The 14,676-nt window shown below is 34.1% G+C and carries 15 protein-coding genes and 1 tRNA gene; 8 read left to right on the top strand and 8 right to left on the bottom strand.

Annotated elements, in window-relative coordinates; genetic code table 11:
- Window positions 1–8: 8 nt before the first annotated feature.
- The 5 genes from lnt to J3U27_RS01900 all read left to right on the top strand — a co-directional run bounded on the left by lnt (window position 9) and on the right by J3U27_RS01900 (window position 4,908).
- Window positions 9–1,532 carry an apolipoprotein N-acyltransferase gene (lnt, locus tag J3U27_RS01920; protein WP_267376697.1) on the top strand — a complete coding sequence of 508 codons (1,524 nt, stop codon included), beginning with the start codon at window positions 9–11 and terminating at the stop codon, window positions 1,530–1,532.
- A 226-nt stretch (window positions 1,533–1,758) separates the two neighbouring features.
- Window positions 1,759–2,667: a glutamate/aspartate ABC transporter substrate-binding protein gene (locus J3U27_RS01915; protein ID WP_065562134.1), complete on the top strand. Its 909-nt coding sequence runs from the start codon at window positions 1,759–1,761 to the stop codon at window positions 2,665–2,667.
- A gap of 81 nt (window positions 2,668–2,748) precedes the next feature.
- Window positions 2,749–3,483: an amino acid ABC transporter permease gene (locus J3U27_RS01910; RefSeq protein ID WP_065734340.1), complete on the top strand. Its 735-nt coding sequence runs from the start codon at window positions 2,749–2,751 to the stop codon at window positions 3,481–3,483.
- A 1-nt stretch (window position 3,484) separates the two neighbouring features.
- Window positions 3,485–4,186: an ABC transporter permease subunit gene (locus J3U27_RS01905; protein WP_065562136.1), complete on the top strand. Its 702-nt coding sequence runs from the start codon at window positions 3,485–3,487 to the stop codon at window positions 4,184–4,186.
- Window positions 4,183–4,908 carry an amino acid ABC transporter ATP-binding protein gene (locus J3U27_RS01900; protein ID WP_065562137.1) on the top strand — a complete coding sequence of 242 codons (726 nt, stop codon included), beginning with the start codon at window positions 4,183–4,185 and terminating at the stop codon, window positions 4,906–4,908. Before J3U27_RS01905 ends, J3U27_RS01900 begins: the two co-directional genes overlap by 4 nt.
- 50 nt (window positions 4,909–4,958) lie before the next feature.
- Here J3U27_RS01900 and recD read toward each other — a convergent pair whose 3' ends face one another.
- Both recD and J3U27_RS01890 read right to left on the bottom strand, forming a co-directional pair.
- Window positions 4,959–6,809 carry an exodeoxyribonuclease V subunit alpha gene (gene recD / locus J3U27_RS01895; protein ID WP_267376695.1) on the bottom strand — a complete coding sequence of 617 codons (1,851 nt, stop codon included), beginning with the start codon at window positions 6,807–6,809 and terminating at the stop codon, window positions 4,959–4,961.
- Window positions 6,810–6,833: 24 nt separating this feature from the next.
- Complete coding sequence (locus J3U27_RS01890; RefSeq protein ID WP_267376693.1) at window positions 6,834–8,411, bottom strand: mucoidy inhibitor MuiA family protein; 1,578 nt, start codon at window positions 8,409–8,411, stop codon at window positions 6,834–6,836.
- Window positions 8,412–8,639: 228 nt separating this feature from the next.
- Between J3U27_RS01890 and nadR the strand changes: the two genes are divergently transcribed.
- Both nadR and pnuC read left to right on the top strand, forming a co-directional pair.
- A complete protein-coding gene (nadR, locus tag J3U27_RS01885) occupies window positions 8,640–9,884 on the top strand; it encodes a multifunctional transcriptional regulator/nicotinamide-nucleotide adenylyltransferase/ribosylnicotinamide kinase NadR (protein WP_065562140.1) in 1,245 nt (414 codons plus the stop codon).
- Window positions 9,877–10,581 carry a nicotinamide riboside transporter PnuC gene (gene pnuC / locus J3U27_RS01880; protein ID WP_065562141.1) on the top strand — a complete coding sequence of 235 codons (705 nt, stop codon included), beginning with the start codon at window positions 9,877–9,879 and terminating at the stop codon, window positions 10,579–10,581. Before nadR ends, pnuC begins: the two co-directional genes overlap by 8 nt.
- A 54-nt stretch (window positions 10,582–10,635) precedes the next feature.
- Here pnuC and J3U27_RS01875 read toward each other — a convergent pair whose 3' ends face one another.
- From J3U27_RS01875 to J3U27_RS01850, 6 genes are read right to left on the bottom strand one after another with little or no spacing between them, the layout of a single operon-like run.
- Entirely contained in the window at window positions 10,636–11,262 is a 627-nt protein-coding gene (locus J3U27_RS01875) for a protein-L-isoaspartate(D-aspartate) O-methyltransferase (RefSeq protein ID WP_065562142.1), read from the bottom strand.
- Window positions 11,262–12,278: a tRNA pseudouridine(13) synthase TruD gene (gene truD, locus J3U27_RS01870; protein WP_267376691.1), complete on the bottom strand. Its 1,017-nt coding sequence runs from the start codon at window positions 12,276–12,278 to the stop codon at window positions 11,262–11,264. The genes J3U27_RS01875 and truD overlap by 1 nt, the downstream gene beginning before the upstream one ends.
- 16 nt (window positions 12,279–12,294) lie before the next feature.
- Window positions 12,295–12,780 carry a 2-C-methyl-D-erythritol 2,4-cyclodiphosphate synthase gene (gene ispF / locus J3U27_RS01865; RefSeq protein ID WP_305054762.1) on the bottom strand — a complete coding sequence of 162 codons (486 nt, stop codon included), beginning with the start codon at window positions 12,778–12,780 and terminating at the stop codon, window positions 12,295–12,297.
- Window positions 12,781–12,792: 12 nt separating this feature from the next.
- Window positions 12,793–13,494, bottom strand: coding sequence for a 2-C-methyl-D-erythritol 4-phosphate cytidylyltransferase (gene ispD, locus J3U27_RS01860; protein WP_416380526.1), 702 nt, complete (start codon window positions 13,492–13,494; stop codon window positions 12,793–12,795).
- Complete coding sequence (gene ftsB / locus J3U27_RS01855; RefSeq protein WP_065562145.1) at window positions 13,491–13,784, bottom strand: cell division protein FtsB; 294 nt, start codon at window positions 13,782–13,784, stop codon at window positions 13,491–13,493. Before ftsB ends, ispD begins: the two co-directional genes overlap by 4 nt.
- Before the next feature lie 21 nt (window positions 13,785–13,805).
- Window positions 13,806–14,123, bottom strand: coding sequence for a TusE/DsrC/DsvC family sulfur relay protein (locus J3U27_RS01850; RefSeq protein ID WP_065562146.1), 318 nt, complete (start codon window positions 14,121–14,123; stop codon window positions 13,806–13,808).
- A 193-nt stretch (window positions 14,124–14,316) separates the two neighbouring features.
- Between J3U27_RS01850 and J3U27_RS01845 the strand changes: the two genes are divergently transcribed.
- Window positions 14,317–14,404: transfer RNA gene (locus tag J3U27_RS01845), tRNA-Ser, on the top strand.
- The last annotated feature ends 272 nt before the right edge of the window (window positions 14,405–14,676 follow it).

Here is a 14,676-nt window from a genome sequence, read left to right as displayed (position 1 = left end):
ATATTCTATTGAGCCTTTTTTTAGGCGCCATTGCCGTATTTAGTTACGCGCCCTTCCATTTTTGGCCAATTGCCTTTGTGTCTTTTGCTGGGCTTTTATGGTTAGTTGCTGATAAAACAAAAAAGCAAGCTATGCTAGTTGGCTTTAGTTGGGGTGTAGGCTACTTTTTAGCTGGTGTTCACTGGGTTTATATCAGTATTAAACAATATGGCGAAGTGCCAACGTCAGTTGCGATTATTATTTTGGGGCTGTTAGTTAGCTATTTAGCGCTCTATCCAATGCTATTTGCTTGGTTATTGAGAGCCTGTGACCGTTTTGCAACTAAGTGTTCAATAAAACAATTGGTTTTACTGGCACCAATTTTGTGGCAAGTTACCGAATTTTTACGAGGCTATATTTTAACAGGATTCGCTTGGTTAGAATTAGGTTATAGTCAACTTGATAGCCCTTTACGAAATTATTTCCCAATCGTTGGAATTAATGGGGTAACGTTACTCTTTACTATATGCTGTGGATTGGGTGTTTATTATTTGTACCATTTCAAGCAATCAGCCTTTATAAAGCACACATTTGGTGCAATTGTCGCACTATTTGCGATCATTTTTGCACCAGTTTCACTCAATTCAATTAATTGGACAACCATTGATCATTCCCGGACAGCTAATTTCAGCTTAATTCAAGGAAATATTTTACAATCACTACGTTGGAGCAGAGAGCAGTTAGATAACACTTTACAAACCTACGCTTCATTAACCGAAAAGAATTTTGGTAAAGATAAAATTATTATTTGGTCAGAAGCCAGTATTACTGATTACGAGATAAATCAGCAACCTTATTTACAGTTTTTAGATAATGAAGCCAGAGCAAATGGCAGTGAAATTGCAGTTGGTATTATTGATTATCGTATTGGTAATAATGGTTATCAAGCAAATCCAGATATTTATAATACTTTACTCGTTTTAGGTGAACATACCCCATATCAATACCCTACCGCAAATCGATATCAAAAACATCATTTGGTACCTTTTGGCGAGTTTACACCACTCCAATCGTTGTTAGATCCTATTGCAGATATCCTTGATATCCCTATGTCGTCAATGCAAGCGGGAGCAGAAAAGCAACCTCAGCTTACAATGAAGGGATTTAAGTTTACTACTGCAATTTGTTATGAGGTGATTTTATCGAATTTGATGTGGAAGAATTTTGCACCTGATACAGATTTTTTATTGACCGTTTCAAATGATGCTTGGTTTGGTGATAGTATTGGGCCAAAACAACATTTGCAAATGGCACAAGCTAGAGCGTTAGAGTTTGGTCGACCAATGATTCGTAGTACCAATACCGGTATTACAGCAATTATTGACCATCATGGTTATATTATTGAGCAATTACCGCAATTTCAAACCAATGTTTTAAATTATACGTTGTCACCAACTGTTGGTTTGACTCCTTATGCTAGATTTGGCGATCTAGCTTATTATCTTATTCTTTCTTTGCTATTTATTTTGGTTTTTGTAAAAAAACGTCGATAATCAATTTTTTGGCATAAATATTGCTTGTATATTATTGAAATTCAAAAAATTGTCTGAGTTAAATTTTTGTGAAAATCTAGATAAACCTAGGTTGTAGCTTGTCCTTTTAATCGATAAATATACAGTAAAAAGTACTTTTATGATGAAAAATAAGTTATAATATATGCCCTTTGTAAAAATATTAAATTTATTTAATATGATACAAATTAAACAGTAGGAGATGAGTATGAACAAAAAGACAAAATTAACCAAATTAGTGTTATCATTAGCAATGCTTGGACTAATGAGTGGTGCCGCTGTTGCTGAAGAATTAAGTGGTACATTAGCCAAAATTAAAGATAGTGGTGTGATTGTTGTTGGTCATCGTGAATCTTCTATTCCATTTTCCTACTATGGTGAAAAACAAGAAGTTATTGGCTATTCACAAGATTATTCTAATTTAATTGTCGATGCAGTTAAAAAAGAGTTGAATATGCCAGATCTTAAAGTTAAATATTTACCGGTTACTTCTAAAACGCGTATTCAATTACTTAATAACTATACTTATGATTTTGAATGCGGTTCTACTACTAACAATCTTGAGCGCCAAAAGACAGTAAGCTTTTCTGATAGCATTTTTATTGTTGGTACTCGATTCTTAGTGAAAGCAGACAGCAATATTAATAGTATCGAAGATTTAAAAGGTAAAAATGTGGTAACTACTGCGGGTACTACCTCTGAAGTCCGATTAAATCAAATTAATAATAAAGATAATTTAGGTATTCGTATTATTACGCCTAAAGATCATGGTGATGCATTTAATGCCCTTGAAACAGGTCGTGCTGCTGCATTTTTAATGGATGATGCACTTTTAGCTGGTGAACGTTCACGCGCTATCAATCCAGCTGAATGGAAAATTGTTGGCGAGCCATTATCTTACGAATCCTATGGTTGTATGTTAAGAAAAGGCGATACCCAATTTAAACAATTGATGGATAAAGCTATTGCTGATGCACAAAAATCTGGTAAAGCATTAGAGTCTTATAACAAATGGTTTACTCAACCAGTTCCACCTAAAGGTGCGAATATGGCTCTTGAAATTTCACCTAAAATGGTTGAGCTTTTTGCAAATCCAAATGATAAAGCATTAGATTAATACTTTTCATATCTTTCTAATCCAATGTACTAAATGTTTTTGCATTTAGTACATAATCTAATTTAGTGAAATAAATATATTATGAGTTTCAATTGGACACTATTTTTTGAATCCACCCCTTATGGTGATGGAATTTACTTAAACTGGCTTTTTGACGGTATTATCGTTACCGTTTCATTAGCAGTAACAGCTTGGATTATTGCATTCATACTAGGATCACTAGTAGGGATTTGCAGAACTTTAGAAAATAAATTTCTAAATAGCTTTGCTGCCGGTTATATCCAGCTTTTCCGTAATATCCCATTACTTGTTCAGATGTTTTTATGGTATATGCTTTTTCCAGAAATTTTATCTGGTAGCTTAAAAACATGGTTTATTTCTGGCATTTCTCCTAATGTCAGCGCATTTATTACTGCGGCAATCGCTTTAGGTTTGTTTACCTCTGCACGTATTGCAGAACAAGTTAGAACAGGTATTCAAACTCTACCTAAAGGCCAACGTTATGCGGCAATTGCGCTTGGTTTAACCAATCGACAAGCTTATATGTATGTTTTATTACCTAATGCTTATCGTCGTATTATTCCACCATTAACATCTGAAATGACCAACATCATTAAAAACTCATCAGTGGCTTCGACCATTGGGCTTATTGATTTGATCGGTCAAATCGATCGTATTAATGATGCAACTAATAGTATTATTGAAATATTATGTGGCGTTACCATTGCGTTTATGTTGATAAACTATGCTGTGTTAACGATTATGCGTTTTGTTGAAAAACATACACGCTTACCTAATATGAGTCATGGAGGTTAATATGCAAATTTTAAGTTGGATTGCAGATATACCTTCATTGGTTTTAAACAATTATCATTTATTGTTATCTGGATTATGGCTAACAACTAAGATCACCTTTACCGCTGTTGTATTCGGTATTATTTGGGGAACTGTGCTAGCTTTAATGCGTTTATCAAATAATAAAATTTTAAATATTTTTGCTAAATGTTATGTCAATTTATTCCGTTCCATTCCATTACTATTAGTGTTGTTATGGTTCTATTTAGCATTACCACAAGTTATTAAGCATGTATTTAATTTGCCACCATATGCTGATGTTAGGGTTGTTTCAGCAATGATTGCGTTTGCTCTATTTGAAGCAGCCTATTATTCAGAAATCATTCGTGCTGGTATTAATGCCGTTGCTAAAGGTCAGTATCATGCCGCTTATGCGTTGGGTATGACTAAAGGCCAGGCAATGCGTTTGATAATATTACCGCAAGCATTTAGATCAATGGTACCATTGTTATTAACCCAAGGTATTATCTTGTTCCAAGATACATCTTTAGTTTATGTGATGAGTTTGATTGATTTATTTGGTGCAAGTGTGACACAAATTGGTGTCGTTCAAGGTGGCACAGTTAAGTATTCAATGATTATTTTTGCAGCAATAAGTTACTTTATAATTTGTTATACTGCTTCTCGTTTAGTTAATTATTTCAAGAAAGGGATAAGTAGATGATCTCCTTAGAAAATGTATCAAAATGGTACGGAAAATTTCAAGTATTAAAAAACTGTACTACTAAAGTAGGTAAAGGCGAAGTTGTTGTTGTCTGTGGACCATCAGGTTCTGGTAAATCAACATTAATTAAAACCGTTAATGGTTTAGAGCCTATTCAGAAAGGTAAAATTACGATTGATGGTACTGAGATTACTGATCCATCGACTAATTTAGCAAAACTACGTTCTAAAGTGGGTATGGTGTTTCAGCATTTTGAGCTTTTCCCACATCTGACAATTTTGAAGAATCTGACACTAGCTCAAGTTAAAGTGCTTGGCCGATCAAATGAAGAAGCACGTGAAAAAGCCCTTTCTCTTTTAGATCGTGTGGGTTTGTTAGCACATGCCGATAAATTCCCTGCTCAACTTTCAGGTGGACAACAACAACGTGTTGCGATTGCTCGTGCACTTTGTATGGATCCAATTGTTATGTTATTTGATGAACCAACTTCAGCACTTGATCCAGAAATGGTTAACGAAGTGTTAGACGTTATGGTTGAATTAGCCTATGAAGGGATGACAATGATGGTTGTGACCCATGAAATGGGCTTTGCTCGCAAAGTTGCCCATCGCGTTATTTTTATGGATGCCGGTGAGATCATTGAAGATACATCTAAAGAACAGTTCTTTACTAATCCACAATCTGATCGTGCTAAAGATTTTTTAGCGAAGATCATCCATTAATATATAAAAAGCACCAGCTATTATTAGTTGGTGCTTGCTTAATCTCTTCTTTAATTCTTTTGCGAATAATTTGCTATTTGCTCAACTAATCCACTTTCCCGATGTATTTGACTTTTAACCACGCGCTCTAATATTTTGGCATCAGCATAAATGGATACGGACTTTTTCGCCCTAGTGATTGCCGTATAGAGTAGAGAGCGATTAAGTAACGGTGAGAATTCAGTGGGTAGTATTATATTTACATGATCAAATTCAGAACCTTGTGATTTGTGTATTGTCATTGCATAGGCTGTTTCATGTTCAGGTAGTCGATAAGGTGAAAAACCTTTAATGACTCCATCCGAAAATGGAAAATAGACTCGCAGTTTTGAACTATCGTGTTCAGCTGTTAGTGTAATGCCTATATCACCATTGTATAAACCTAACGATGTGCTGTTACGTAAAATCATAACTGGTCGACCGATATACCATTGTTCACGTTGATTTAATTTGATCAATTTATGCTTGGCTAGTAGCAGTTCAATTTGTTTATTTAATCCTTCTACGCCAAATTTTCCTTCACGCACAGCACATAATAAACGGCATTGAGCGAATTTAGCTAAAACTGTAGCGATATCATTATTAGCGTGATACCTAATGGCATTTAAGTAATCTTTATAGTGTTCAGCACAGTCTTCTAAAAGCGCTTGGTATGTTTGATTTGATGAAAGTTCATAATAACTGACATCTTGTAATGTATTATCAGCAAGTAGCTTTTTAACATTATGATACTGCCCTTCTTTTACTGCATTTGCTAACAATCCAATACCTGATGATTCGTTAAATCGATAACTTTTTTTCAGTAAACAGATGCTATCAGCGATTGTTGTTACAGGTTGATCCGTGATTGGGATGGTATAGCCGGTTAACTTGCTTAGCTCATCAGCTCTTGATTGGCTATACCCATTTGAAATAAAGTGACATAAATCTCCAAAGACCGCTCCGGCCTCAACTGATGAAAGTTGGTCTTTGTCACCTAATAAAATTAATCGGGCAGAAGTCGGTAAGGCTTCAATAATTCTCGCCATCATATTGAGATCAACCATTGAGGCTTCATCAATTACAAGAACATCGATATGTAATTGGTTGTTTTTGTTATAACTAAACGAGCGATTATCCGTCTTTGCGCCCAATAGTCGATGAAGTGTTACCGCTTCGGTTTTAATATTTAATGATTCAAAAGATAGCTGTTCAATTGCTCGCCCTAATGATTCAGTTAATCGTGATGCAGCTTTGCCGGTTGGTGCAGCTGCTACGATTCGTGTTGCTGGGTTGTTTAATACGATTCCAGCTAGAATTTTAGCTACGGTAGTTGTTTTACCTGTTCCCGGTCCACCAGAGATGATGGCAACTTTTCGTGTTAATGCAACAGCAACAGCAATTTTTTGCCAGTCAATACTTGCGCTGTTGTGAGTAAAGAGTTGGTCGAGTATTTTTTTTAAGTCGATACTCGACGTAATATCCAATTGAGTTTGATTGAAATATTGCGCAACAAAACGTTCATCTAACCACATGCGTTGAAAATAGAGTTTGTTTTCAATAAAAACTAAAGGTGCGAGTTGTTCACCAAAACTGACAACATGTTTATTAGATGCTAACTTAAGTACATTAACCCAATCGTCATTCGTCGGTGAATTAAGTTCTGACCAGATTTGTGGCTCAATATTTTCTAATCGAGTAAGATCAAGGCACACGTGCCCTGCTCTTACTTCCATACTTAAGGATAAAACTAAAAAAGCAAAACGTTTAGCAATGACTTCATCTTCACAATCAATTTTATTAACCAAAAATTGAGCCAAATGAAGATCTAATAAACTGATCTGACTATTTTGCTTAAATTGTTCTAACCACGTAATTAACATACTTTATTCTTTGTTTTATTAGGTTTATAAACCATATATATCTCGTTCTTTACCATCTGGATAAGTGATTTTAAAACTTAGATTAAGGTTTTTAGTTTCACTTGGGTTTAAGTTGAATTGCCACGTTAATAATCCGGTTTGTTTGTCATATACTGCGCCATCATATTTGGCATCATCAAGTGTTACCGCTTTATTTAAGATAACAGGTAGTTGATCCTTCACAACAATATTTATTGGCAACGCTTTGGTATTTTTGACATCAATAGTATAAGCATATTTTTCTGAAACATCATTACCAAATAGTGTAGGAGTCGAGGTCTCTTTTATATTACGATTTCGAGAAACTAAGATATTTTTATCACGCCCTAATGAAAAATCCAATGAGCCTTTAGTATTTTTGGTTGAAATGATAGTTTCCCCCATAAAATCACCACTGAAAAAGATATTGGCTTTTCCTGATAATAAATTCAACTTATCCCAATCATTTATTTGCGCTAGTAAGTATACGCTACTATCAAATTTAGGCATTGAAACATATTGGTAGTTTGCTTTAACATCTTTGGTTTGTAATGTGATTATATTATTTTTACTATCGTTTTTGATTGTATAAGGTAACTTGATATCAAAATGGGTATTGATACCTAATGTATTAACATTGCCAATTTGACTAGGATTAACCAATTGCGATTTGGCATCGCGTTCATAATAATCTTCTTTATCAGATTTGGAAAAAAATAAACCGCTTTTTTCATTATAAACGTCAATATACCAGGGATTAAAATCTGGTGGAGTAATATCTATGCTCGGATTAGATGTCGATAAACTAAAATCAACATTTTGCCAATCTAAACCCGTGTTTTGGTGGATTTCTGCTTTATATGTTAATTGGAGTGGCGAATTGATATCCGCTACTCGCACATCATAAGCTGGTTCCCAACCTGCTTTAGTTGTGATATATGAAAGCGTGATAGGTAGCGTTATATCTTTGTCAGAAGCAACTTTGACTATAACAGCATTGTGTAATTTTCCATTGTTAGTCTGATTTTCATCTAGTTTTTTTTCATATTCGCTTATCTGCCTGTCTAACTCATCGACTTCTTTTTGTAATCGATTTTGTTCATTTAACGCAGTGGTCAAATTGGTTTTCACAAAATCTAATACATTTTTCATTGCTGTTAAGTCATCAGGTCCTTTTTTAGCTAAAGTATCTAAACGGTTACCTTGTAAAAGCATAATTTGTTCATTAACAGCTTTGAGTTCGATTTCTAATGTATCGCGATCTTCTTGTAACTTATTCATTTTTTTAACAGTTAATAGAGTATCTTCGCCGTTACGAATATTAGCCAGATAGTTATCACTAAATGATGTAGATAATACTCGGACGTCACTATTATTACCAAAACCTACATTGATTGTATTTGGTTTAACATCATTAGCAATACCAGTTAATACTATTTCACTTTCACCTTTAGTTAATGAAACAGTTGACTGACCTTGTAATTCTGCTCCCTGAATAAATAATGTCACTTTATTTAATTTAACGTTATTATCTGCCAAAGCACTACCTGAAATTAATGCAATTGCTAATGCAATTTTTTTCATTGAATTATTTCCTTATATCATTCTGATTTTAATTATTAAATTATAGATTTTACTTAAAATGAAGATTGCCTATTTTTAAAATTATAAAAGTATCTCCTATTTTATATTTAATTACTATTAGATTTAAATTAATTAGGCAAAATTATTTTCCTTGTTTAATATATTGAACATTTATTAAAAATGATGTAAATTTAGTTCCAGATAAAAAACAAAAGGTAAGGAGGCGATATGAATGGTTTTAGTTATTTGAAAACGGCCATAAAACGCAAAAATTTATCGTTACAGACAGTTGCTGATGCCTGCCAAATGACCAAAGGTTATTTGAGCCAATTAATTAATGATAAAATCAAAAATCCTAGTGCTCAAAAATTACAATCACTACACCGTTATTTGCAAATTGATCCCAACAGTAAACATAAAAAGGTAGGTGTCATTTTTGGTAAGTTTTATCCATTACATACCGGACATATTTATCTTATTCAAAGAGCGATTAGCCAAGTTGACGAACTTTATGTGATTCTTTGTTCCGATACGATGCGAGATATGGCGCTATTTAAAGAAAGCGCAATGTCACGCCAACCAACAATTAACGATAGGATTCGTTGGTTATTACAAACGTTTAAATATCAAAAAAATATCCATATTGAGCTTTTAGAAGAAGATGGTATTCCTTCATATCCTAATGGTTGGAATGAGTGGAGTGATCGCGTTAAAAAGTTATTCAAGGAAAAAGGCATCAATCCTAGTTGCGTTTATTCGAGTGAACCACAAGATGTAGCGATGTATAAAGATTTATTCGATTTAGATACTGTGCTTATTGATCCTACCCGCCGATTTATGCAAGTAAGTGGTACACAAATTCGTCAAGCGCCTTTAAAAAATTGGCAATATATTCCAACTGAAGTTAGACCGTTTTTTGTACGAACTGTTGCTATTCTTGGTGGTGAATCGAGTGGTAAATCAACATTAGTTAATAAGTTAGCCAATATGTTTAATACCACTAGCGCTTGGGAATATGGTCGTGATTATGTGTTTTCTCAACTCGGTGGCGATGAACGAGCATTGCAATATGCTGATTACGATAAAATTGCATTAGGACATGCACAATATATCGATTTTGCTATCAAACATGCGAATAAAGTGTCGTTCATTGATACTGATTTTATTACCACGCAAGCATTTTGCAAAAAGTACGAAGGTAAAGAGCATCCATTTTTACAAGCCATGATCAACAACTATCGCTTTGATTTGGTTATTTTATTAGGTAATAACACGCCTTGGGTTGCTGATGGCTTACGTAGTTTAGGAAGTCCAAAACAACGGAAAGATTTTCAGCAACTACTAATCTCATTATTGAAAAAGAATCATATCAGCTATGTTCAAATCGACTCATCTGACTATGATGAACGTTATTTACGCTGTATTGAACTAGTCAATCAACTTATTAATGATAAGAGTATTAATTATGAATAATTTAAGAGATGTTATCATCGCTATTGGACGAAACAAGTTTTATCCACTATTTTGTATTATCTGCGTCACCCTTGCATTTTTGTATACTGATCCATTTAATAATTTCAATTTACGCTATGCCGTATCGTATGCTGGTGCATTTTTGGGATTATTGTGTGTCATTTTATTAGCTAAACGAAAAAACTTAGGAAATGTGCTGGGAATGCTTGCTGTAGTAGCTGAGTGTTGTGCCAATTTTCTTGGTGGCAATATTGGGGCAGGCTTACCTACTTTTTACTATTTTGGTTCACATATTTATGGATTATTTACTTGGCAAAAAAATCTCGATCAGAATAAAAATGTTAAAGTTCGTTCCTTAAATGAAAGTGCATTTTTATATGCGTTGATATTTTTAATTGTTGCAGCATTTTTTAATATCTATTTAACTAACGAAATCGGTGCGAGCAATACTTCATATCAACTCATTACAAATTGCTTTATATTTGGCTTAGGTGTAGTTGCGCAACTATTATTAATGATGAGGTACGCCTTCAATTGGTATTTGTGGGTATTGTTAAATGTATTAGTGATCGGTTTGAATATTTATACTGACAATATTGTTATTGCAACTCAATATTTAATTTACCTATTTAATGCATTATACGGTATTAGTGAATGGAAGCTTTCAGAAGAAAAAGCAAAAGAAAATAAATTATAGAGAACATTCAATCAAAAAATAGAAAATAATTGATTATTTTCTATTTTTTGCGATTTATTCAACATCCCCATCAACAAGCGGTACAAATTTTACTTCCCCAATATTTGTAGTTATAAAATTGTCTCCATCACGCTCAATTAATTGTAACGTTTGTTTGTTTTTACCAACAGGTAAAACTAAGCGCCCTTTGTCAGCAAGCTGTTCTAGAAGGCTTTGAGGAACTTCTGATGCTGCGGCAGTAACGATTATGCCGTCAAATGGACCTCGTTCAGGCCAACCTTGCCAACCATTACCATGACGAGTTGAGATGTTATGAATATCAAGTTGCTTTAATCGCCGTTTTGTATTCCATTGTAAACTTTTTATTCTTTCTACTGAGCAGACATGATCAACCAGCTTGGCTAGTACTGCGGTTTGATATCCTGAACCTGTACCAATTTCAAGCACTTTGGCTGTCGGCGTTAACCTTAGTAATTCAGTCATTTTGGCAACGATATATGGCTGAGAAATGGTTTGACCGCTACCTATTGGTAATGATCGGTCATCATAAGCTTGATGAGAAAGCGCTTCATCAACAAAATTCTCACGCGGTATTGAAGCTATAGCATCTAAAACACGATCATCTTTTATTCCCTGCTGGCGCAATAAATTAATCATAGCCTGCATTTTTGAATTTTGCATTACTCATTTCCAATTATCAATTCGCGTAAAACACTTGTAGCATAGCAACCAGAAGGTAAGTAGAAATTGATTTCAATATCATTTTCGCCTATCCATTGCCATTCAAGTTGCTCGGGGCGCAATAATATTGAGCGCCTGATTGTTTCCATTCGTTCTTTCTTGAATAATTCCTCAAAGCAAGACCAATGTTTTAAACAATTTGTTTCAAATTCTAATGCAACTGATGTTGTGCCCAATGGCGAATCACCAACCATTGGTGCAGTAATATTAATTTCGCCATTTTGCAAACGTTGTTGTAAAAGTGATAATTCATCAGTTTTAGACAAAAACCAACTATTACTTTTAGATAGTTGTAATATATCACCATCGAGCACCGTTTGCTGAATATTTTGTTTAATTCTTTGACTGACAATATCATTGAAAATAGCACTACGAGCAGCAGAAAGATAAAAACCTCTTTTTTTACGATCTTTAACTGAAATTTCGCCAGTTGCCCATTTTTTTGCTTGGGTTATGTTATTTTGATCTCGTCCAAATCTTTGCTCACCAAAATAATTAGGGACACCATATTGTTTAATTGTGTTTAATTTAGGCTCAATATTATCGGTTAAGTTTCTTAAAATAATTTTAAAGCGATTACCTTTTAAAGCCCCTATTTTTAATTTTTTATTATGACGAGTAATCTGCAATATTCGACAGCCCGTTAAATCAAATTTTGAAAAATCAGGTGTTTCTTTACCTGGCATATGTAAGCTAAACCATTGCTGGGTAACTGCTTGACGGTCTTTAAGGCCAGCATAACTGACATTTTTAGCTGAAATACCGACATATTTAGCTAATTGTTCGGCGACAAAGACCGTATTACAATCTTTCTTTTCAAGATAAACTAAAACATGTTCACCTTCACCAGTAAACTCAAAACCAAGCTCTTCAATAACGATGAAATCTTCAAATTGCTGTTTATATAAACCATGAGTTGTCGGTTTACCATAAAAATAATTAAGTTCTGCTAACACTTATTTTGCCTATCGTTTATTTTGTATTTGTTTTTTTTGCTAATAGTACTACTGCCTCACAAGCTATCCCTTCTTTACGGCCTGTAAAACCTAGTTGCTCGGTGGTGGTTGCTTTAACACTAATTTGGTCAAAATGTACATTCAAATCTTCAGCAATATTAACGCGCATTTGATCTACATGAGGTCTCATTTTAGGTTCTTGGGCAATAATAGTTGTATCTAAATTAACTAATTCATAACCTTTAGATTGAACAATTTGGTAAACTTCTTGTAATAACAATCGGCTGTTTATATTTTTGTATTTGGGATCATTATCAGGAAATAGTTTACCAATATCGCCCAAAGCTAATGCGCCAATTAAAGCGTCAGTGATAGCATGTAAAACGACATCACCATCAGAATGAGCAATAAGTCCATATTGATAAGGAATTGTTACTCCACCTAGGATAATTGGTCCTTCCCCTCCAAACTTGTGTACATCAAATCCATGACCTATTCGCATAATCTACCTATATTAAATTTGATTAGTTAAATAAAACGTAGCCAAGCTTAAATCTTCTGGGCGAGTAATTTTTATATTATCTCGACGACACTCAATTAATAATGGATGACCACCACAATACTCTATTGCTGATGCTTCATCAGTGATGGCGACATGATTATTTAAAGCCTTCCTCAAACATGCTTTAAGTTCACCTGCATTAAACAACTGAGGTGTAGCAGCACCCCATAAATATGTACGATCCACAGAGTGGCTAATGATATTGGCATCATCTGTATAAGCTTGCTTGATCGTATCACTGAGTGGGGTTGCTAATATTCCGCCTTTGTTTTCATGTAAGACTCGATTTATTAATTTAGTGATATCTTCATGGCTAACACAAGGCCTTGCGGCATCATGGACTAATGCCCATTGATTTTCAGCAACTAAGTTTAAGCCTGCTAAAACAGAGTCAGCACGAGTTTCACCACCATAAGTCACTTTAACTTTTGATGCAACATCAAGTGTTTTAAAAAGCTTATCTTCTTGGTTTATCACCACTACTACTTGACTGATTTTAGGGTGGGTTAATAATTTTTGTAGGGTGTGTTCTAAAATGGTCATTTGACCAATTTTTAAATATTGTTTAGGTAATTGACTATCCATGCGACAACCAATTCCTGCGGCAGGAACGATTGCGATAATATCACTATTATTTGCCACGTAATACCTTATTGTTGTGAGTTGGAATCAATAATTATTCGATAAAAATACTCATTAGGTTTAACCATACCCAAATGACTTCGAGCTCGTTCTTCTATTGCTTCATAACCTTTTTGTAAATCTTCAACTTCAGCAAACATCTGTTCGTTGCGAGCTTTTAACTTATCATTCTCTTGATGTAGGTTTTCAAGCATTTGCACATTTTCCTGGTAATCATAAAAATTATTTTTACCATACCATAATGAGTACTGCAAATACCCTAATACAAGAAGTAATATAAATGGGAGTTTCCATCTAATCATGAGTATAATTGTTCTCTTAACTTAAATACATTTCACAGGTTTAGGTAAGCCTGCAAGTTTAGTTGCTTGTTTAGCTGGTCCGTCAGGAAATAATTTATATAAATAGCGACTATTACCTTTTTCTGGACCAAATTTTTTCTCCATTGCTTTAACTAACGCACGGATTGCTGGTGATGTTTTATATTCTAAATAAAAATCACGAACGAATAAAATGACTTCCCAGTGAGCATCAGTTAATTCAATAGACTCTTTAATAGCTAATTCAGGCACCAAATCAACAGACCAATCCTGCCAATTCTTTAAATAGCCTTTTTCATCGGTTTCTATTTGATTTAACATACTTCAAAACATGGTTTGATATTTGCGGTGTATTATACTCAAATAATAAGATTCCAACACTAATTTTGGTAAGTAAACCATATCAATTTACTTAAATTGACCCGAATTTGGCGAAAATTAGAGCAGTTGATGAAAAATATTAAATTAGCTATTTACAAATAAGTCCGTCTCCTTTAATATTCACAGCCATTGCGGAAGTGTGGCTGAGCGGTTGAAAGCACCGGTCTTGAAAACCGGCGAGGGGCGACCCTCCCAGAGTTCGAATCTCTGCGCTTCCGCCATCTTTCCTAGAGATTAATCAAATAGTTACAATTCAAAACTCAATAAATAACTCTCTTCCAAAATATATCACTTAGAATTAACTTAGAATATAACATATCTATTTTCCCTAAAATACCTGTTTTACGTACAGTGAAAATCATCATCAATTTTTTTGCTAGGGTAAAACTCATACCATTTTTAGCAAATTTCTGCGATCCGCTTTCCAACTTTTCACTTCAATTCACACTCCAGAAAAATATTAGTTATGATGAATAAAACTAACTAATCTTTC

Origin of the sequence: Gilliamella sp. B2911 (genome assembly GCF_026536965.1) — a bacterium.
Taxonomy (GTDB): Bacteria; Pseudomonadota; Gammaproteobacteria; order Enterobacterales; family Orbaceae; genus Gilliamella; species Gilliamella apicola_E.
The sequence above is the reverse complement of the archived record's forward strand: the minus strand, read 5'-3'. Positions and strand labels throughout refer to the sequence as shown.